The sequence below is a fragment of the Stenotrophomonas sp. PA-6-5C genome, from assembly GCF_021605635.1.
Taxonomy (GTDB): domain Bacteria; phylum Pseudomonadota; class Gammaproteobacteria; order Xanthomonadales; family Xanthomonadaceae; genus Stenotrophomonas; species Stenotrophomonas lactitubi.
Window position 1 is genome coordinate 37,177 of the sequence record NZ_WKEE01000021.1, and the last position, 19,396, is coordinate 56,572.

Consider the following 19,396-nt stretch of genomic DNA (forward strand, 5'->3'; position numbering starts at 1 on the left):
ATGGCCAAGAACGAAAACACCGAAGCCGCTGCGCCGTCGCGCCTGGGCGTGTGGTTCCAGCATCACGTGCACAGCGTGGTGTTCAGCCTCGGCCGCGCCTGCCGCAAACCGTGGGCGACGCTGCTGACCGTGATGGTCATGGCGCTGGCCCTGGCGCTGCCGCTGGGCCTGTCGATCGCGCTGGACAACCTCAAGCAGTTTGCCGGCAGCGTGCAGCAGTCGCGCGACATCAACGTCTTCCTGAAGGCCGACGTCGACGGCCCCGGTGCGCTGCGCCTGGCCGGTGAACTACGCGATCGCCCGGATGTTGCCAGCGTCACCGTGCGCACGCCGGAGCAGGGCCTGGAGGAACTGCGCCAGGCCGGTCTCGGCGAGGCCATCGACGCACTCAATGACAACCCGCTGCCCTCGCTGCTGGTGATCACCCCCGGCCAGGGCCAGGACGATGCGCGGCTGGCACGCGCGCTGGAAAGCCTGCCCGGGGCGGACCTGGTCCAGCATGACGCGTTGTGGCGCCAGCGCCTGGATGCATGGCTCGCGTTCGGCGCGCGGCTGGTGCAGGTGCTGTCGGTGCTGCTCGGCGTCGGTGCTGCGCTGGTGGTCGGCAACACCGTGCGCCTGGACATCCAGGCCCGCCGCGAGGAAATCGGCGTACTGCAGCTGCTCGGCGCCAGCGATGGTTTCATCCGCCGCCCGTTCCTGTACCTGGGCGCCTGGTATGGCCTGGGCGCCGGCGCGGTCGCACTGGGCCTGATCGGCATTGCCGGTGCCGCCCTGCGCGCGCCGCTGGCCGAGCTGTCGCGCAGCTACGGCAGCCCGTTCGTGCTGCATGGCCTGGACCTGCTGCATGGCAGCCTGGTACTGCTCGGCACCTTGTTGCTGGGCTGGCTGGGTGCATGGCTGGTGACCGGCCACTTCCTCCGCCAGACCCGCCCGACCGACACCTGAGACCGGCATGCAACCGCAAGCGCTGAAGCACCTTGAAGGGCCCGCGACGCGGGTGATGGTGGTTGACGGTTCCAAGCTGGTGCGCAAGCTGATCGCCGACGTCCTGCAGCGCGATCTGCCGGGCGTGGAGGTGATCGGCTGCGACAGCATCGAAGACGCCCAGCATGCGCTGGCGCAGGGCCCGGTTGATCTGGTGACCACCTCGCTGACCCTGCGCGATGGCGACGGGCTGGCGCTGGCACGGATGGTGCGCGAAGCCGCCGGACAGGCCTATGTGCCGGTGATCGTGGTCTCCGGCGACGCCCAGCAGCACCTGGAGCAGCGCCGTTTCACCGAGTACGTCACCGATTACTTCGACAAATCGCTGGGCCACGAGGCCCTGGCGACGTTCGTGCGCGGCTACGTGCAGCCGCAGACCATTCCCGGCGCGACCATCCTCTACATCGAGGACAGCCGTGTGGTGGCCGAGGCGACCAAGCGCATGCTCGAGCGCCAGCAGCTCAACGTGATGCATGTGGTCAGCGCCGAAGAGGCGTTCACCCTGCTGACCGCCGAATCGCTGGGTCGCAGCCGCCATCGCATCGACCTGGTGCTGACCGACGTGACCCTGAAGGGAGAGCTGAGCGGCCGCGACGTGGTGCAGCGCGTGCGCGTGGACTTCGGCTACGGCAAGCGCCGCCTGCCGTTGCTGGTGATGACCGGCGATGGCAATCCGCACAACCAGACCGGCCTGCTGCAGGCTGGCGCCAACGACCTGGTGCTGAAGCCGATCGAAGAGCGCCTGCTGATCACCAAGGTGCTGTTCCAGCTGCGGCTGGCCCGACTGAATGATGGACCCCTGTTGCGATGATCGATGAAGTAGTGGACACCCCGGCGATCCAGCTGGAACCGAGCTGGAAACAGCGTGTGGGCGACTACCTGCTGCAGCCGCAGATGCGCGAGCTGTCCAGCTTCCTGCGGCAGCGCAAGGCCAGCGGTGCGGCGGTGTTCCCGCCCGGCCCGCAGATCTTCGCCGCGTTCGATGCCACCCCGTTCGATCAGGTGAAAGTGGTCATCCTCGGCCAGGACCCGTACCACGGCCGCGGCCAGGCCCACGGCCTGAGTTTCTCGGTGCAGCCGGGCGTGCCGGTGCCGCCGTCGCTGTTGAACATCTACAAGGAAATCGAGGGTGACCTCGCCATCCCGCGCCCCGACCACGGCTGCCTGATTCCCTGGGCACAGCGCGGCGTGCTGCTGCTCAACGCCGTGTTGACGGTGGAAGAGGGCAAGGCCGGTGCCCATCAGGGGCGTGGATGGGAAGGCTTCACCGACCACGTGGTGGACGTGCTCAACCGCGAGCGCGAGGGCCTGGTGTTCATGCTTTGGGGCGCCTACGCGCAGCAGAAGGGCAAGGTGATCGATACTGGCCGCCACCGCGTGCTGAAATCGCCGCATCCCTCGCCGCTGTCGGCCCGCCGCGGCTTCCTCGGCTGCCGTCATTTTTCGATGGCCAACGAGTACCTGCAGCGCCGCGGGCAGGCCCCGATCGACTGGTCGCTGCCGCCGCGGGCGTCGCTGGCGCCATCGGGCTGAACGGCGGGCAACGCTTCCCGGCGTTTCATGGGCGAAACTGCCGCCTGTTCAGCTCCCTTTGACCCGGAATGGCCGTGCTTTCCGGGCTAGTGGGTTGAATTCCAAGGGATTGTGTATCCCGAAAAGCGCGCTCGCCACTGTCATCAAATCGCGTTACGGTAAGGCTCTGTTTGGGACCAGTGTTTCATCAGTGGAATGCTGGAACTTTTTCCTCCTTTAGCAGTCCAATTCCCCGACTGCTAAGATGGGTGCCTATGAGCCAGAACACCTCTACTGCCCTTGTGGCAAACAATCTGCCGATTCCCAGTGCGCTCGGTTCGCTGGACGCCTATATCGGTGCCGTGCACCAGATCCCGGTGCTGTCGGTCGATAACGAACAGGACCTGGCCCGTCGCTTCCGCGACGGCAACGATCTGGACGCTGCCCGTGAGCTGGTGCATTCGCACCTGCGCTTCGTGGTGCACGTGGCCCGCGGCTACAACGGCTACGGCCTTGCGCTCGGCGACCTGATCCAGGAAGGCAACATCGGCCTGATGAAGGCGGTCAAGCGCTTCGACCCCGACATGGGCGTGCGCCTGGTGTCCTTCGCCGTGCATTGGATCCGTGCCGAGATGCACGAGTTCATCCTGAAGAACTGGCGCATCGTCAAGGTCGCCACGACCAAGGCGCAGCGCAAGCTGTTCTTCAACCTGCGCAAGTCGAAGAAGCGCCTGGGCTGGATGAATGCCGCCGAAGTCACCGCGGTGGCCAAGGACCTGAACGTGTCCGAGCGCGAGGTGCTGGAAATGGAGTCGCGCCTGTCCGGCCGCGATATCGGTTTCGATGCGCCGACCGACGAAGACAACGACCATGCACCGCCGTCGCCGGCTGCGTATCTGGTGGCCAATGACGAAGATCCGTCGATGGCCTACGAGCGCGAGGACAGCGAAGACAACCAGATGCAGCTGCTGCGCGAAGGCCTGGCCGAGCTGGATGCGCGTTCGCGCGACATCATCCGCCGCCGCTGGCTGGATGCGGACAGCAAGGTGACGCTGCAGGAGCTGGCAGACGAGTACGGTGTGTCGGCCGAGCGTATCCGCCAGGTCGAAGCGAACGCGCTGAAGAAGATGAAGGCGCTGTTCACCGCGTAAGGCGGCGAGGCGTTTGAGTAATGGAAAGGCCCGGCATTGCCGGGCCTTTTCTGTTGGTGGGCCTTTCATCCACGCATGGCTTGGATCTACTACGGGGCACACCCTGCATGAACGAATCACACCGTAGATCACCCCATGCGTGGATGCGGCAAGATCCAGTACATCCACGTCATGCGTGGATGTACTGATGCCGCGCGGGCCTCAACCCTCCCGCGCGATCGCCCGCCAGCCGATGTCGGTACGGTGGAACTCGTTGGCCCAGCTCACCTTCGCCACACCCGCATACGCGTTCGCCTGCGCATCGCGCACGCTGTCACCCAGTGCCGCCACGCACAGCACGCGGCCGCCGGCGCTGAGCACCTGGCCCTGCGCGTCCAGCGTCGTGCCGGCATGGAAAACCTTGGCCGTTGCCGGCACCTCATCCAGGCCGGAGATCACCTCACCGATGATCGGCGTTTCCGGGTATGGCTTGGCCGCCAGCACCACGCCCAGTGACGGGCGCGGATCCCACTGCGCGTCGACCTGGTCCAGGCGGCCATCGATCGCCGCTTCCACCAGCTCCACCAGGTCCGACTGCAGGCGCAGCATCACCGGCTGCGTTTCCGGGTCGCCGAAACGCACGTTGAACTCGATCACCTTCGGCGCGCCGCCGGCATCGATCATCAGGCCCGCGTAGAGGAAGCCGGTGAATGGGATGCCGTCGGCAATCATGCCCTGCACGGTCGGGTTGACCACTTCGCGCATCACCCGTGCATGCACTTCAGGTGTCACCACCGGGGCCGGCGAGTACGCACCCATGCCGCCGGTGTTCGGGCCGGTGTCGCCGTCGCCGACGCGCTTGTGATCCTGCGAGGTGGCCATCGGCAATGCATGCACGCCGTCGACCATCGAAATGAAGCTGGCTTCCTCGCCGTCGAGGAATTCCTCGATCACCACGCGCGCACCGGCATCGCCGAAGGCGTTGCCCGAGAGCATGTCACGCACGGCGTCTTCGGCTTCGGCCAGCGTCATCGCCACGATCACGCCCTTGCCGGCGGCCAGGCCGTCGGCCTTGACCACGATCGGCGCGCCCTTCTCGCGCAGGTAGGCCAGTGCCGCATCCACCTCGGTGTGCACGGAATAGAACGCGGTGGGGATGTTGTGGCGGGCCAGGAAGTCCTTGGCGTAGGCCTTGCTGCCTTCCAGCTGCGCGGCGGCAGCCGTCGGCCCGAAGATGCGCAGGCCGGCGGCGCGGAAGCGGTCGACCACGCCGGCCACCAGCGGCACTTCCGGGCCGACCACGGTCAGCGCTACGCCTTCGGCCTGGGCCAGGGCGAGCAGGCCATCGATGTCGGTGACTTTCACCGCAACGTTGCGGCACTTGTCTTCGTTGGCGGTGCCGGCATTGCCGGGCGCTACGAGCACTTCAGTGACACGGGAGGACTGGGCCAGCTTCCATGCCAGGGCGTGTTCGCGGCCGCCAGAGCCGATGACAAGTACGTTCATCACGAGATTCCAGATTGCGTGGGAAGGGAAGGTCGATATCCCCGGCGGCGCGCGTGGTTCACTCGCAGCCTTCGCGTTGCAGCGACTCGGGGAAGGAGTAGGTCCAGGACTTCGGGTCCAGGGTGAAGCGATGTTCCTGCCGTACCTGCTTGCCACCGCAGGTGCTGCCGGTTTCCTCGATCAGCAGCGGCCAGACGCGCGCGTTGCGATCGCTGTCATCGAAGCGCAGCGCGAAGTCGATGCTGAAGCGACGGGTGCGGCAGTCCTCGGCAGTGTCGGGGTCGGCGGCCGCGTCGACGTTCTCGCATTCGTACTGGGCGTCGTTGTCGATGTGGCTGCGCACGTTGCCGGTGGCGACCAGTCCCTTTGGCCCCGGCAGGATCAGTGACTGCGAGAGCAGCGAGAAGCCCTGGCCGAACCAGCCATCTTCGACGCGGAAGCCGTAGAAATCGCTGCCAGCGCGGATGATGCTGGCGCTGCCGGGCTGACCGCCACTGCCGAAGCGCGCGCCGGTCAGTTCGCTCACGACTTCGAAGCCTTCGCCCTTGGGATGCAGCACGAAGAAGTCGATGGTTCCCGGGTCGATGTGCGCGCCATCGGCCAGCGCACCGCACACTGCCAGCAGCTGCTGCCAGCTGTCGCCGGTCACCACCGGCTGCTCCGCGCAGACCTGCCAGTCCACGGGACGGGTTTCGCCTTCCTGGGTCCAGGTGCCGCGCCACTCCCCCGACAGCTTGGCGTCCTTGCCGTAGCGCCCGGTCAGGAATGACTGCAGCTGCGCGGTGCGGCTGACATGGGTGGCCGGTGCGCTGGGGGCGGCCTTTGCCGCATCTGCCTGCGGGGCCGATGCGGGTTCGGCGGCCGGCTTGCAGCCGGCCAGCAGGGTGGTGCCAATGAAGGCGAGCACGGCGAGCGGTTTCAAGGAGACTGCAGACATCCGTGTCGCTCCGATAATCAGTGGCGGAAGTGGCGAACGCCGGTGAACACCATGGCCAGGCCGTGCTCGTCGGCGGCGGCGATGACTTCCGCGTCGCGCATCGATCCGCCCGGCTGGATCACCGCCTTGATGCCGGCCGCGGCTGCAGCGTCGATGCCATCGCGGAACGGGAAGAACGCATCGGAGGCCATCACCGAACCCTCGACCACCAGGTTCGCATCGGCCGCCTTGATGCCGGCGATGCGCGCGGAATACACACGGCTCATCTGGCCGGCACCCACACCGATGGTGCGGTTGTCCTTGGCATAGACGATCGCGTTGGACTTCACGAACTTGGCGACCTTCCAGGCGAACAGCAGGTCGGTGAACTGCTTGTCGGTCGGCGCCAGCGTGCTGACCACCTTCAGTTCGTCGCGGGTCATGCCGCGGTTGTCCGACGACTGCAGCAGCAGGCCGGAGCCCACACGCTTGTTGTCGAAGTTGTTGAGGCCATCGCCGTGCGGGATGCGCAGCACGCGCACGTTGGCCTTCTTCTGCGCGTATTCCAGCGCGGCCGGTTCGTAATCCGGGGCGATCAGTACTTCCACGAACTGGCGGTCGAGGATCACCTGCGCAGTCGCAGCGTCGAGCGGCTTGTTGAAGGCGATGATGCCGCCGAAAGCGCTGGTCGGGTCGGTGGCATAGGCCAGTTCGTAGGCATCGCCATTGCCGGCACCAACGGCCACGCCGCACGGGTTGGCATGCTTGACGATGACACAGGCCGGCGCATCGAACTGGCGCACGCATTCCCATGCCGCATCGGCATCGGCCAGGTTGTTGTAGCTCAGTTCCTTGCCCTGCAGCTGCTGGAAGGTGGCCAGCGTGCCCGGCACCGGATGCAGGTCGCGGTAGAACGCGCCACTCTGGTGCGGGTTCTCGCCGTAGCGCAGGTCCATCACCTTCACGAAGGTGGAATTCATCTGCGCCGGGTACTCGGCACGCGCCGGCACGGCAGCGTCGGTGGCGGTGACGGCAGACAGGTAGTTGCTGATCGCCGCGTCGTACTGGGCGACGCGGTTGAACGCGGCTACCGAGAAAGCGAAACGGGTGCCGGCCGACAGCTGGCCATCGTTGGCGTCGAGCGAGGCCAGCAGTTCGGCGTACTGCGACGGGTCGGTAGCCACCGCCACGCGGGCGAAGTTCTTGGCCGCCGAGCGCAGCATCGCCGGACCGCCGATGTCGATGTTCTCCACCGCATCGGCCAGGGTGCAGTCGGCCTTGGCGGTGACCGCTTCGAACGGATACAGGTTCAGCACCAGCAGATCGATGGCGCCGATGCCGTGCTCGGCCATCACGGCGTCATCCAGGCCGGAACGGCCCAGCAGGCCGCCGTGCACCATCGGATGCAGGGTCTTGACCCGGCCATCCATCATTTCCGGGAAGCCAGTGACCTCGGCCACGTCCTTCACGGCCAGGCCCGCATCGCGGATCGCCTTGGCGGTACCGCCGGTGGACAGCAGCTCAACGCCGCGTGCAGCCAGCGCGGTGGCCAGTTCGACCAGGCCGGTCTTGTCGGAAACGGAAAGGAGGGCCCGGCGGACGGGCAACAGATCAGCGGTCATGGGGACAGGGCAATCGGCAGCGGAGCGGGGCCGATATTGTAGGCGGTGGGGGCCGGTGGCGGGGCTCGCAGGCGGCAAATTCGACGCCCGGCAGGGATTGATGCCATGCCCGCCCCACCAGGTTGGACACGGCAGCCCTTGTCGGAACCGGTTGTCGATAGGGTAGGCTGTGCCCGCACTGCCAAGGATTAGCGGGTTCAGATCGTGTCGATCTATGCATTGAAAGGACGTTTCCAGGACCTGCTGCGTCCGGCCGTACACGGCCTGTACCGCATCGGCGTCACCGCCAACGTGGTGACCGTGGCTGCCGCTGTGGTCTCGCTGCTGGTGGCTGCCGCAGTGTGGTACTGCGCCCCCGCGCAGCCGCTACTGTATCTGGCGCTGCCGCTGTGGATGCTGCTGCGCATGGCCCTCAACGCGGTCGACGGCATGCTGGCCCGCGAGTTCGGCCAGCAATCGCGGCTGGGCGCTTATCTGAACGAGTTGTGCGATGTGATCGCCGACGCGGCGCTGTACCTGAGCCTGCTCAGCGTGCCGGGCGTGCGCCCGGAGGCACTGTGGCTGCTGGCCTGGGCCGCCGCGCTGAGCGAATACGCTGGCGTGCTGGGCTTGATGGTCGGCGCCAGTCGCCGCTATGACGGCCCGATGGGCAAGAGCGACCGCGCATTCGTGATCGGTGTGCTGGGCCTGCTGCTGGCGTTCGGCTGGGGCGGTGCGATGACGGTCAGCGGCGTGGCCGCTGCGATGGCGGTGCTGTGCGGGGTGACGATGGTCAACCGCGTACGCCGGGGATTGAAGGAATCGGCGGTTTCGCCGCAGTAAACACAACACGGCTACACGCCATTCCAATACGGAGATTGCATGCGTCAGGCGCAGGAACGGGAATTCCACAGCTTCGACCAGGTACCGCTGTTTTACCGGTACTGGCCGAGCACCACGGCAACCACGCCGGCCAAGGCCATCGTGCTGCTGCATCGCGGCCATGAACACTCCGGCCGTGTAGCCCATCTGGTCGACGAACTGGGCCTGCCCGACACGGCCTTCTTTGCGTGGGACGCGCGCGGCAATGGCCGCTCGCCCGGCGCGCGCGGCGACGCACCGGGCTTCCCGGCGCTGGTACGCGACCTGGACAGTTTCATCGCCCATATCGGTGCCGAGCACGGCATCGCGATCGAGGACATCGTGGTCATCGCGCAGAGCGTGGGTGCAGTGGTTGCCGCCACCTGGGTGCACGATTACGCGCCGCGCCTGCGCGCACTGGTGATGGCCTCGCCTGCGTTCAAGGTGAAGCTGTACGTGCCGTTCGCACGCGCAGGGCTGGCGCTGATGCAGAAGCTGCGCGGCAACTTCTTCGTCAACAGCTACGTCAAGCCGCAGTGGCTGACCCACGACCCGGCGCGGGTGGAAAGCTACCGCACCGATCCGCTGATCACCCGGCCGATCTCGGTGCGCGTACTGCTGGGCCTGTACGAAGCGGCCGACCGCATCGTGGCCGACGCGCAGGCGATCAGCGTGCCGGTGCAGTTGCTGGTGTCCGGTTCGGACTTCGTGGTGCATCGCGGCCCGCAGGACCGTTTCTACGAACGTCTGTCCAGCCCGATCAAGGAGCGCGTGCACCTGCCGGGCTTCTTCCACGACACCCTGGGCGAGCGCGACCGTGCACCGGCACTGGCTCGCGTGCGCAGCTTCATCCAGGCACGCTTTGCCGAACCGCTGCAGGAGCTGTCGCGGCGCGATGCGCATCGGCATGGCCCGACCTTCGAAGAATCGGAGATCCTGTCGTGGCCGCCGGAGCGCAACAGCCTGGCCGACCTGCGCTGGCGCGTGGTGCGCGGTGGCCTGCGCTTCGGTGGCACGCTGTCCGAAGGCATCGCGCTGGGCCTGCAGACCGGTTTCGACTCGGGCAGCACGCTGGACTACATCTACCGTGATGAAGCGCGGGGCAAGGGCCCGCTGGGCCGGATGGTCGACCGCAACTATCTGGATGCGATCGGTTGGCGCGGCATCCGCGTGCGCGGCAAGCATCTGCAGGAACTGCTGCGCGATGCCGCCCAGCGACTGCGCGGGCAGGGCGCGCCGGTGCGCGTGCTGGACGTGGCTGCCGGCCATGGCCGTTACGTGCTGGAAGCACTCGGCCAGGGTGAACAACGGGCCGACCGCATTGTGCTGCGTGATTTCAGCGATCTGAACGTGACCCAGGGCAAGGCCCTGATCGAGCGCCTCGGCGCGGCCGACATCGCCCGCTTCGAACAGGGCGATGCGTTCGATCCGGCACAGCTGGCATCGGTGGACCCGGCGCCGACGCTGGCGGTGGTATCCGGCCTGTACGAACTGTTTCCGGACAACGATGCGGTGCTGCGTTCGCTGCAGGGCATCGCCGCGACCGTCCCGGTGGGCGGTTACCTGGCCTATACCGGGCAGCCGTGGCATCCGCAGCTGGAGTTCATCGCGCGTGCGTTGACCAGCCACCGTGGTGGCGCGGCATGGGTGATGCGTCGCCGTACCCAGCACGAGATGGACGAACTGGTGCGCCTGGCCGGCTTCCAGAAGGTGGCCCAGCGTATCGATGATTTCGGCATCTTCACCGTATCGCTGGCACGCCGGATCGCGTGATGGCGACGCTGGTGGCAACCGCATCACCGAGCGAGACGCGTCCGTGGCGGCGCGCCCTGCTGTGGCTGGCCCTGCTGGGGCCGTTCTTCTTTGCCAGTTATGGCTTTGCCAACTGGATGGCGGGCCGCCACGCCGAACTGCCGGTGCTGGCGTTCGCCTGGGAGACGCGGATTCCGTTCGTGCCATGGACGATCGTGCCGTACTGGTCGATCGACCTGTTCTATGCGATCTCGTTCTTCCTGTGCCGGCGCCGGCTGGAGCTGGACCGGCACGCGCTGCGCCTGCTCAGTGCGCAGGTGATCGCGGTGGCCTGCTTCCTGCTGTGGCCACTGCGCTTCAGCTTCGAGCGGCCGGAAATCGGCGGTGTGTTCGGCTGGTTGTTCGACGTGTTGCTGGGCTTCGACAAGCCCTTCAACCAGGCGCCGTCGCTGCACATCGTGCTGCTGATCGTGCTGTGGGTGAAGTTCGCGCAGTACCTGCACGGTGCCTGGCGGCTGCTGCTGCATGTATGGGCGCTGCTGATCGGCATTTCGGTGCTGACCACGTTCCAGCATCACTTCATCGACATTCCCACCGGGCTGCTGGCCGGCTGGTTGTGCGTGTGGCTGTGGCCGGAGCAGGGCACGCCGCCGTTGCGCGCCTGGCAGGCCACGGGTGACCCGAAACGCTGGCGGCTGGCGGCGTTGTATGCGCTGGGTGCCGCTCTGTTGCTGGTGCCGGTGGTGATGCTGCGCGGCGCTGCGTTGTGGCTGCTGTGGCCGATGGTGTCGTTGCTGCTGGTGTCGTTGGCCTATGCCGGGCTGGGCACGGCGGTGTTCCAGAAGCGCGCCGATGGCCGGTTGACGATGGCTGCGCGCTGGCTGCTGGCACCGTACCTCGCTGCCGCGTGGATCAACTCGCGGTTGTGGACGCGCCGCGCGCCACAGCCCGTGCCGGTCATCGGCACCGTCTGGCTGGGGCGACTGCCGGGTGCTGCACTGCCGGTGCCGCTGGTGGGGGTGGTCGACACCTGTGCCGAGCTTTCCTGTCGCGCGCCAGGGGCAGCGTATGCCAGCGTGCCGATGCTGGACCTGGTGGTGCCATCGGCGGCGCAGCTGCGTGCGGCGGCGGACGCCATCGAACGCCTGCGCGACCATGGCCCGGTGCTGGTGTGCTGTGCACTGGGCTATTCGCGCAGCGCGGCCAGTGTGGCGACCTGGTTGCTGCGCACCGGCCATGCGCGCGATGTGGCTGAAGCGGTGGCGATCGTGCGCGCTGCGCGGCCGGGCATCGTGCTGCATGACGTTCATCTACAGGCGATCGCGGCCGCTGCCGCGCAGGAGACCGTTGCATGAGCGCTGTGCCCGATCTGCCGATGATGCATCTGCTGCTGCGGCAGGGACGCCTGCCTGCCGCGTTGTCGCTGGGCCTGCTGCTGGTGGCGCTGTTGCTGCTGGGCATCGAACCGGGGCTGGCGATGTTCGCCGCTGGCCTGCTGCTGTTGAGCCTGGTTGCAGGCGTCGTGCAGGCGTACTACGCGGTGCGGGTGCAGTTGGATGCCAGCCTGCTGGGCTTGTTGCAGCAGGAAGGCCTGCAGGGCGAAGACGCGGCACAACGGGTGGACCAGGCACTGCACACGGCCGGCCTGCGCAGGCGGGACGCACAGGCGCCGACGCGTGGCTGGGATACGCGCTGGACCGGCATGCGTCGCCTGCTGATGCGCCAGTACGCCGCCACCCTCCTGCAGTTCGCTGTCCTGCTGCTGGCCGTGCTGTGGCCGCAGACGTGACCGGAGGTGCCGATGTTCGCTGAACTGATCGCCCGCGCCTGCAGTGCGGCCATCCATGTAGTGACCGGCGCACGCGCGCTGTGGGTCGGCTGTGCGCCGTCCAGCGAGCACCGCGTCTACTACGGCAACCACGCCAGTCATGGTGATTTCGTGCTGATCTGGTCGTCGATGCCGCCGGCACTGCGGCGCCAGGTGCGGCCGGTCGCCGCCGCCGAGTATTGGCAGCGCGATGGTCTGCGTCGCTATCTGATCGACGCGGTGTTCAATGGCGTGCTGGTGGAACGCGAGGCGGGCAACCGCCATCAGGATCCGCTGCAGGTGCTGCGTGACGCGGTGGATGAGGGCTGTTCGTTGATCCTGTTTCCGGAAGGCACGCGCAACATCGGCGATGAGCCGCTGCTGCCGTTCAAGAGCGGCATCTACCACCTGGCGCGGCAGCGCCCGGAACTCGAATTCGTGCCGGTGTGGATCGACAACCTCAAGCGGGTGATGCCGAAGGGGCGTTTCCTGCCGCTGCCGCTGCTGTGCACGGCGACGTTCGGTACGCCGCTGCGCTTGCAGGCCGATGAGGACAAGGCCGCGTTCCTGGCGCGCAGCCGCCAGGCGCTGTTGGCTCTGGCCCCGAACGGAGGCCGCGCATGAGCTTCATGATCGATGTGTCCGGTGATCTGGCCGCGCGCAGCGTAGGCCAGCAGACTGGGCTGCTGTTCGCCGGGGTGGGTGCGGTGCTGGTGCTGGCCACGCTGGTGGCCGAGACGCTGCGCTGGCGCCAGCGCGGCAAGCCCAGCGCGGTGATCGCCAACCTGGTCTCGCGTATCCGCGCGTGGTGGGTGATGGCCATCGTGGTCGGGCTGGCGTTGTTCTTCGGACGCGCCGGCGTGATCGTACTGTTCGCGATCATCTCGCTGTTCGCACTGCGTGAGTTCATCACCCTGGCGCCGACACGATCAGGCGACTACTACGCGTTGCTGGCTGCCTTCTACATCGTGCTGCCTTGGCAGTACTACCTGGTGTGGATCGACTGGTACGGCATGTACACGCTGTTGATTCCGGTATATGCGTTCCTGTTCCTGCCGATCCTGGCCACCATCGGTGGCGATACCACCCACTACCTGGAGCGCACGTCGAAGGTGCAGTGGGGCTTGATGATCTGCGTGTTCTGCATCTCGCACGTGCCGCTGCTGCTGAACCTGCGCGTGCCAGGCTACGATCCGGCGCGCAACGTGCTGCTGTTCGCCTTCCTGGTGATCGTGGTGCAGTCGTCGGACGTGCTGCAGTACATCTGGGGCAAGCTGCTGGGCAAGCACCTGATCGCGCCGAAGCTGTCGCCGTCGAAGACGGTGGAAGGCTTCGTGGGTGGCGTGCTCTGTGCCAGCGCGCTGGGTGCCGCGCTCTGGTGGATCACCCCGTTCACGCCGCTGCAGGCGTTCGGCCTGTCGCTGCTGATCAACCTGATGGGATTCTGGGGCGGCCTGGTGATGTCGGCGATCAAGCGCGACCGCGGCATCAAGGACTGGGGCAACATGATCGAGGGCCATGGCGGCATGCTCGATCGGCTGGATTCAGTGTGCTTCGCCGCGCCGGTGTTCTTCCATGTGGTGCGTTACTACTGGAAGGCGGGCGGCGGCGGCTGATTCCGCCGGAGGGCCATCCACGCATGGCGTGGATCTACTGGAACCAGGCGGACCCGGAACCGGTAGCGCCGGGCCATGCCCGGCGTGCTGCGCTTACGCGCTGATGCCGTATTCCTTCAGCTTCTTGCGCAGGGTGGCGCGGTGGATGCCCAGCATCGCTGCCGCGCGGCTCTGGTTGCCTTCGCAGTGGTTGAGCACTTCCACGAACAGTGGAATCTCCATCTCGCGCAGCACGATCTCGTAGACATCGTCCGCATCGCATCCATCGAGGTCGCGCAGGTAACGGCGCACGGACTGGGCCACGTGTTCGCGCAGCGGTGGCCGGGCAGCGCCACGACTGTTGTCAGGACGAGAAAGGACAGCGTTCAAGGGGGTTCCCGATCTGGTTGGTCCATGCACGCGGGGCGCCGGACCGGATGAGGTGATGGCGGTCAGTCTAGCGCGAGCGTGCCCGACCTGCCACGGCCGGACGGTCCGACCAAGGTCAAAGGAACTCGAAGGTGAATGCGACCGTGGATGCGGCAGGCTCCTGCACGCGGAAGGCGATGCGTGCGCTTTGACCCGGTTCAAGCGGGGCCGCCCCGGGGTTTTCACCGAGGTACTGCGCCGGTGTGAACACGCCGGTGCCGATCACACGACCATCGGCATCGGACAGCGACAGGCGCAGATCCGGCCATGCCTGCGGCCAGCGCGCGTCGTTGCGGATGCTGGCCTGGATCTGCAGGACGCCCGCCTGGGCCGGCAGCGGGCGGATTTCACGGCTGGTCATGGTGAATGCAGTGGGCTCGCGCCAGGCCGGCAGTTCGCAGCGCAGCACGTTGCACAGCGCGCCGATCCACGGCCGGGTGGCGGCATCGGCGGCCAGCCGTGCACGATCGGCAAGCACGCTCTGCAGCAACAGCAGCAGCGCCAATGCGGCCACCAGCAGCCAATGCCAGCGAGGGGTTGGCTGCGCCCGCGGGCGCACGCCGAGGAAGCTGGGCGCATCGGCGGCGGTGGCAACGATGCCGGGTGTGGCAGTGAAGGCCGGTTCGATGATCGGATCATCGGCAACCAGCGATTCTGCTTCTGTTGCCGCCACGATGTCCGTTGCCGGGTCGATGTCGTCGATCACCGGCGCTGCATCGGTCGCCACCGGGTCGCGCGGTCCGGTGGCTTCAGGCGTGGCATCGCGTTCCTGCGCGGTGCGCAGGAACGTCGCCAGGGGACGGCGCGGTGGGTTCGGCTCGGACATGCTCAGGGCGCGGGCTCGGATCCAGCGGTCATTCAACCACGATCAGGCGCGGCGTACGCCGGTGATACGCATCCAGTCGCCATCCTGGGTGGCCTGCAGGTCGTCGAACCACGCCGCATAGCGCTGCAGCAGTTCGCCTTCCTGGCCATGCAGGATGCCCGACAGGGCGATACGACCACCGGTGGCGACACGGGTGGCCAGCAGTTCGGCCAGTGCATCCAGCGCGGAGGCCAGGATGTTGGCGACCACGATCGGATAGGTGGCGACCGGTTCGTCCTGCGGCAGGTACACCTGCATGCGGGCCTGTTCGCCGTTGCGTTCGGCATTGTCGGCGGTGGCGATCAGTGCCTGCGGGTCGTTGTCCACGCCGATGGCCTGGGCGGCACCGAGCTTCAACGCGGCCAGGGCGAGAATGCCCGAGCCACAGCCGAAGTCGAGCACGCGCTGACCCTGCAGCTGGCCATCGACGGCCAACTGGTCCAGCCAGCGCAGGCACAGCGCGGTGGTCGGGTGGGTGCCCGAGCCGAAGGCCAGGCCCGGGTCGAGGCGCACGATGGCGGCATCGGCGGCCTGCGCGGCCTCCGGCAGCTCATGGTTCCACGGCACGATCCAGGTGCGGCTGCCGAAGTCCATCGGCTGGAACTGGTCCAGCCACGCGCGCTCCCAGTCTTCGTCTTCCACGGCGCGGAAGCTGCCGTTGCTCCAGTCCAGCTCCGGGTCGAAGGCTTCCAGCGCGGCCAGCAGCAGCAGGGCGTTGCTGTCGGCCGGGAACAGCGCGCTGAGCACCAGGGTGTCCCACAGCGGGGTCTCGCCCACGCCGGGCTCCAGGATGGCCTGCTCGTTGCTGGTATCGGCTTCGGCATCCAGCAGGGTCACCGCCAGCGCGCCGATGTCCTCCAGCGCATTCTCATAGCGGGGCTGGGTGGCTTCGGTGCAACGCAGGGTCAGTTCCAGGAACGGCATGGCGGTGAGGGCAATCGCGGGAAAGGGGGCCATGCTAGACCATCAGGGCGTCTCCGTATCGTCTGAGATGAACGAAGCCGATTCAGACAGGCCTCACGGGCCTTGCTAAACTCGGCGCTTTCCTGTGCGCCGTACCACCGACCGTTGCCGATGGCTTTCGCCCCGACCCTGAAAACCTGGTTGCTCGTCCTGCCGGCCGTGGCCGTGCTGGGCGTGGCCGGTTATCGGGCCAATGGCCACAGCCGGGACATGGACGCGCGCGTCGATGTGCCGCTGGCTGTCCAGGCCGGCGATGCGCAGGGGACGCTGGCACCGGTGATGCCGGAAGCCCTGGCACGCCGCCTCGCGGCTTTTGAACGTGGTACCGCGCTGCCTTCGGGCCTGCCGCTGGATATCCGCGCCGACATCGAAGGTGCCACCGATCTGTACGCCTACGCGCAGCGCCTGCGCGTGCAGGCTGACCAGGGCAACCATGAGGCGCGCTGGATGCTCAGCCGGGTCTATGACTACTGCGCGCAGTACGCCGTTGATCCGGGTGGCTACCGCCTGGACAACAACGTGCTGTCCGGCCTTGGCCTGAGTGCTGCACCGGAGATGGTGGAGGCGCGCGAGCGGGTGGTGCAGCGCTGCGGCGGCTTCGTACCCGGCGACAAGCTGGGGCCGGCGCTGGTGCTCGGCGAGCGTCGTCGTGCGGCCCAGCAGGGCAACCTCGCTGCCGAAGCGGCGCTGTTTGCCGAAGGTGAGCCGCTGCACGACAACGAGCAGTACCGTCGTGATCTGGTCGAGCGCGTGCGTACCTCGCGCGATCCGGAAGCCTATATGGCCATCGCGCCGGGCATGGGCCTGCGCGCGGCCGGCGACAAGGCGCTCGTCGGCATGGTCGCCGGAGAACAGCTCAGTGAACTGGCATGGCGGGTTGCGGCCTGCGAACTCGGTCTTCCCTGTGGAGCCGACAGTGTGCTGGTCAACAGTTTTTGTGCGAATGGAGGGATCTGTTCGCCGGATGGAACGCAGGACTTCCGTGATTTTGTGTATGACGCCGCGGTTTCGCGGCAAGGTGCGGGGAAAATGAAGGAATGGATCAAGCGATTGATTGGAACGAGGGACGGACGATGAACTACCGTCGATTCCTGCATGGGGCCAAGTTCTGGTTCTGGGTGGTGTTGTTCGTGGCGTATTCGGCCGGTGCGGTAGGCCTGCTGATGATCGACACCTACGAGGACCGCTACCGGCGTCTGTCGAAAGTGGAGCTGACCTCGGTGAAGACACAGGAAGACGTGCGCCGTGCAGGTGCCAGCCAGGTTGCCGCCGTTTACCGCGCGCAGAGCGGCGTGCCGTTCTCGTCGTTGCCGGCCGGCAGCACCTTCCAGGTGGTGTGGCCGGATGGCTCCAGCGAGACCATGGTGATCGTCGATCCGACCTCGCCGAACGGCGTGCGTCCGTTGGCGAACTCGCAGATTCCCGCGGAAGTGGCCGACAAGCGTTGAAGGTAACGCCGGGCCATGCCCGGCGGCAGTGCGCTGGGTTGCCTTATCGCAGGGCATGGCCCGGCGCTACCAGACGGTAAACAGAAAAGGGCGGGGAAATCCCCGCCCTTTTCGTGTGCAGCGACAGCAGCTGCCGATCAGGTCAACGCGATCGGCTTGCTCTTGCGCTCGGCAAGGCGCTTTTCCAGATAGTGGATGTTCTGGCCACCGGCCTGGAAGCCCTTGTCGCGCATGATGCGCTGCTGCAGGGCGATGTTGGTCTTGATGCCATCGACCACCATCTCGCTCAGCGCCACCCGCATGCGGGCGATGGCGGTCTCGCGGTCCGGACCGTGCACGATCAGCTTGCCGATCATCGAGTCGTAGTTCGACGGCACGCGGTAGCCACTGTAGATGTGGGTATCGACGCGCACGCCGGGACCGCCCGGTGCGTGGAAGCCGGTGATGGTGCCCGGGCTCGGCACGAAGGTCTCGGCGTCTTCGGCGTTGATGCGGCATTCGATCGCATGACCGGTCAGCACCACGTCGCTCTGCTTGATCGACAGCTTCTGGCCGGCAGCGATCTTCAGCTGTTCGGCGACCAGGTCGATGCCGGTGACCATCTCGGTGACCGGATGCTCCACCTGGATGCGGGTGTTCATTTCGATGAAGTAGAAGCGGCCGTCTTCGTACAGGAACTCGAAGGTGCCGGCGCCGCGGTAACCGATACGGATGCAGGCTTCCACGCACACCTTGCCGATCTGCTCGCGCTGCTCGGTGGTGATGCCCGGTGCCGGCGCTTCCTCGACCACCTTCTGGTGACGACGCTGCATCGAGCAGTCGCGCTCGCCGAGGTGGATGGCATTGCCCTGGCCGTCGGCCAGCACCTGGATCTCCACGTGGCGCGGATTCTCCAGGAACTTTTCCATGTAGACCTCGCCATTGCCGAACGCGGCCTTGGCCTCGCTCTTGGTGGTCTCGATGGAGGTCTTCAGCGAGGCTTCGGCGTGCACCACGCGCATGCCACGGCCACCGCCGCCACCGGCCGCCTTGATGATGACCGGATAGCCGATCTCGCGGGCGATCTTGGTGTTGGCGACGATGTCGTCGCCCAGCGGGCCGCCCGAGCCGGGTACGCACGGCACGCCGGCGGACTTCATGGCGCGGATCGCTTCGACCTTGTCGCCCATCAGGCGGATGGTGTCTGCCTTCGGGCCGATGAAGATGAAGCCGGACTCTTCCACGCGCTCGGCGAAGTTGGCGTTCTCGGACAGGAAGCCATACCCCGGGTGGATGGCCTGGGCGTCGGTGACCTCGGCCGCAGCGATCAATGCCGGGATGTTGAGGTAGCTTTCCGCCGACGGCGCCGGACCGATGCAGACCGATTCATCGGCCATGGCCACGTGCTTGAGGTTGCGGTCGACCGTGGAGTGCACGGCCACCGTGCGGATGCCCAAGGTATTGCACGCGCGCAGGATGCGCAGCGCGATTTCCCCTCGGTTGGCGATGACGACTTTGTCGAGCATGGCAGCCGCCCCTTAGCCGATCACGAACAGCGGCTGGTCGAATTCCACCGGCTGGCCGTTCTCGCCGAGGATGGCGACGATGGTGCCCGACGCATCGGCTTCGATCGGGTTGAACATCTTCATCGCTTCGATGATGGCCAGGGTCTCGCCGGCCTTGACCTGCTGGCCCACGCTGACGAACGCCGGCTTGTCCGGAGCGGACGAGGCGTAGAAGGTGCCGACCATCGGCGAGCGCAGCACGTGGCCTTCCGGCAGTGCGTTGCCCGGCTTGGCGGTGCCGCCGGTGGAGGCTTCGGTCGGCGACTGCATCGGCATTGCCGGGGTGGCCGGCTGGGCGACGGCCGGGGCGGCCATCATCATCTGCGGCTGGGCCTGCATCATGCCGTAGCCGGACACCGGAGCGCGCGACAGGCGCACCGACTCTTCGCCTTCCTTGATTTCGATTTCAGCCAGGTTCGACTCTTCCAGCAGGTCGATCAGCTTCTTGATTTTGCGGAGATCCATGGTGGCCTCTTTGCT

20 protein-coding genes are annotated in these 19,396 nt (G+C 66.8%); 12 read left to right on the forward strand and 8 right to left on the reverse strand.

What is annotated here, in order from left to right; genetic code table 11:
• The 4 genes from ftsX (at position 1) to rpoH (ending at position 3,650) form a co-directional block, all read left to right on the forward strand.
• Entirely contained in the window at positions 1-948 is a 948-nt protein-coding gene (gene ftsX / locus GIW57_RS11075; RefSeq protein WP_089237302.1) for a permease-like cell division protein FtsX, read from the forward strand.
• Between the two features lie 7 nt (positions 949-955).
• Entirely contained in the window at positions 956-1,798 is an 843-nt protein-coding gene (locus GIW57_RS11080) for a response regulator (RefSeq protein WP_089237300.1), read from the forward strand.
• Positions 1,795-2,520, forward strand: coding sequence for a uracil-DNA glycosylase (ung, locus tag GIW57_RS11085; protein WP_236510723.1), 726 nt, complete (start codon positions 1,795-1,797; stop codon positions 2,518-2,520). The genes GIW57_RS11080 and ung overlap by 4 nt, the downstream gene beginning before the upstream one ends.
• Positions 2,521-2,774: 254 nt before the next feature.
• Positions 2,775-3,650: an RNA polymerase sigma factor RpoH gene (gene rpoH, locus GIW57_RS11090; protein ID WP_100462199.1), complete on the forward strand. Its 876-nt coding sequence runs from the start codon at positions 2,775-2,777 to the stop codon at positions 3,648-3,650.
• A gap of 201 nt (positions 3,651-3,851) precedes the next feature.
• Here the strand turns inward: rpoH and purD are convergent, their stop codons facing one another.
• Genes purD through purH form a run of 3 tightly spaced genes read right to left on the reverse strand, consistent with a single transcriptional unit; the run spans position 3,852 to position 7,673 of the window.
• Entirely contained in the window at positions 3,852-5,135 is a 1,284-nt protein-coding gene (purD, locus tag GIW57_RS11095) for a phosphoribosylamine--glycine ligase (protein ID WP_236510725.1), read from the reverse strand.
• A gap of 58 nt (positions 5,136-5,193) precedes the next feature.
• Positions 5,194-6,072, reverse strand: a complete 879-nt coding sequence (locus tag GIW57_RS11100; protein ID WP_100462201.1) for a hypothetical protein — start codon at positions 6,070-6,072, stop codon at positions 5,194-5,196.
• A 17-nt stretch (positions 6,073-6,089) separates the two neighbouring features.
• Positions 6,090-7,673: a bifunctional phosphoribosylaminoimidazolecarboxamide formyltransferase/IMP cyclohydrolase gene (gene purH, locus GIW57_RS11105; RefSeq protein WP_100462202.1), complete on the reverse strand. Its 1,584-nt coding sequence runs from the start codon at positions 7,671-7,673 to the stop codon at positions 6,090-6,092.
• A 204-nt stretch (positions 7,674-7,877) separates the two neighbouring features.
• Here purH and GIW57_RS11110 point away from each other — a divergent pair, with 204 nt between their 5' ends.
• From GIW57_RS11110 to GIW57_RS11135, 6 genes are read left to right on the forward strand one after another with little or no spacing between them, the layout of a single operon-like run.
• Complete coding sequence (locus tag GIW57_RS11110; protein ID WP_100462203.1) at positions 7,878-8,495, forward strand: CDP-alcohol phosphatidyltransferase family protein; 618 nt, start codon at positions 7,878-7,880, stop codon at positions 8,493-8,495.
• 39 nt (positions 8,496-8,534) lie between these two features.
• On the forward strand, positions 8,535-10,286 hold the full coding sequence (locus GIW57_RS11115) for a bifunctional alpha/beta hydrolase/class I SAM-dependent methyltransferase (RefSeq protein ID WP_236510727.1): 1,752 nt from the start codon (positions 8,535-8,537) through the stop codon (positions 10,284-10,286).
• Positions 10,286-11,620, forward strand: coding sequence for a phosphatase PAP2/dual specificity phosphatase family protein (locus tag GIW57_RS11120; protein WP_236510729.1), 1,335 nt, complete (start codon positions 10,286-10,288; stop codon positions 11,618-11,620). Before GIW57_RS11115 ends, GIW57_RS11120 begins: the two co-directional genes overlap by 1 nt.
• Entirely contained in the window at positions 11,617-12,054 is a 438-nt protein-coding gene (locus tag GIW57_RS11125) for a hypothetical protein (protein WP_236510731.1), read from the forward strand. The genes GIW57_RS11120 and GIW57_RS11125 overlap by 4 nt, the downstream gene beginning before the upstream one ends.
• A gap of 12 nt (positions 12,055-12,066) precedes the next feature.
• Positions 12,067-12,696 (forward strand): lysophospholipid acyltransferase family protein, encoded by a 630-nt coding sequence (locus tag GIW57_RS11130; protein WP_025878621.1) that lies wholly within the window; start codon positions 12,067-12,069, stop codon positions 12,694-12,696.
• Entirely contained in the window at positions 12,693-13,688 is a 996-nt protein-coding gene (locus tag GIW57_RS11135; RefSeq protein ID WP_089237282.1) for a phosphatidate cytidylyltransferase, read from the forward strand. Before GIW57_RS11130 ends, GIW57_RS11135 begins: the two co-directional genes overlap by 4 nt.
• 93 nt (positions 13,689-13,781) lie before the next feature.
• Here GIW57_RS11135 and fis read toward each other — a convergent pair whose 3' ends face one another.
• From fis to prmA, 3 genes are all read right to left on the reverse strand, one after another.
• A complete protein-coding gene (gene fis, locus GIW57_RS11140; RefSeq protein WP_006397198.1) occupies positions 13,782-14,057 on the reverse strand; it encodes a DNA-binding transcriptional regulator Fis in 276 nt (91 codons plus the stop codon).
• Positions 14,058-14,172: 115 nt separating this feature from the next.
• Complete coding sequence (locus GIW57_RS11145; protein ID WP_236510733.1) at positions 14,173-14,922, reverse strand: DUF3426 domain-containing protein; 750 nt, start codon at positions 14,920-14,922, stop codon at positions 14,173-14,175.
• A 42-nt stretch (positions 14,923-14,964) separates the two neighbouring features.
• Complete coding sequence (prmA, locus tag GIW57_RS11150) at positions 14,965-15,885, reverse strand: 50S ribosomal protein L11 methyltransferase (protein ID WP_100462747.1); 921 nt, start codon at positions 15,883-15,885, stop codon at positions 14,965-14,967.
• Positions 15,886-16,035: 150 nt separating this feature from the next.
• On the opposite strand from prmA, the gene GIW57_RS11155 reads away from it, so the two are divergent.
• Positions 16,036-17,001: a hypothetical protein gene (locus GIW57_RS11155; protein WP_236510735.1), complete on the forward strand. Its 966-nt coding sequence runs from the start codon at positions 16,036-16,038 to the stop codon at positions 16,999-17,001.
• The gene (locus GIW57_RS11160; protein WP_100462209.1) at positions 16,998-17,372 is read left to right on the forward strand and encodes a hypothetical protein; all 375 of its coding nucleotides are present in this window, start codon (positions 16,998-17,000) and stop codon (positions 17,370-17,372) included. The genes GIW57_RS11155 and GIW57_RS11160 overlap by 4 nt, the downstream gene beginning before the upstream one ends.
• Before the next feature lie 137 nt (positions 17,373-17,509).
• Here the strand turns inward: GIW57_RS11160 and accC are convergent, their stop codons facing one another.
• The gene (gene accC, locus GIW57_RS11165; RefSeq protein ID WP_100462210.1) at positions 17,510-18,877 is read right to left on the reverse strand and encodes an acetyl-CoA carboxylase biotin carboxylase subunit; all 1,368 of its coding nucleotides are present in this window, start codon (positions 18,875-18,877) and stop codon (positions 17,510-17,512) included.
• Positions 18,878-18,889: 12 nt separating this feature from the next.
• Positions 18,890-19,381, reverse strand: a complete 492-nt coding sequence (gene accB, locus GIW57_RS11170) for an acetyl-CoA carboxylase biotin carboxyl carrier protein (RefSeq protein ID WP_100462211.1) — start codon at positions 19,379-19,381, stop codon at positions 18,890-18,892.
• Positions 19,382-19,396: the final 15 nt, after the last annotated feature.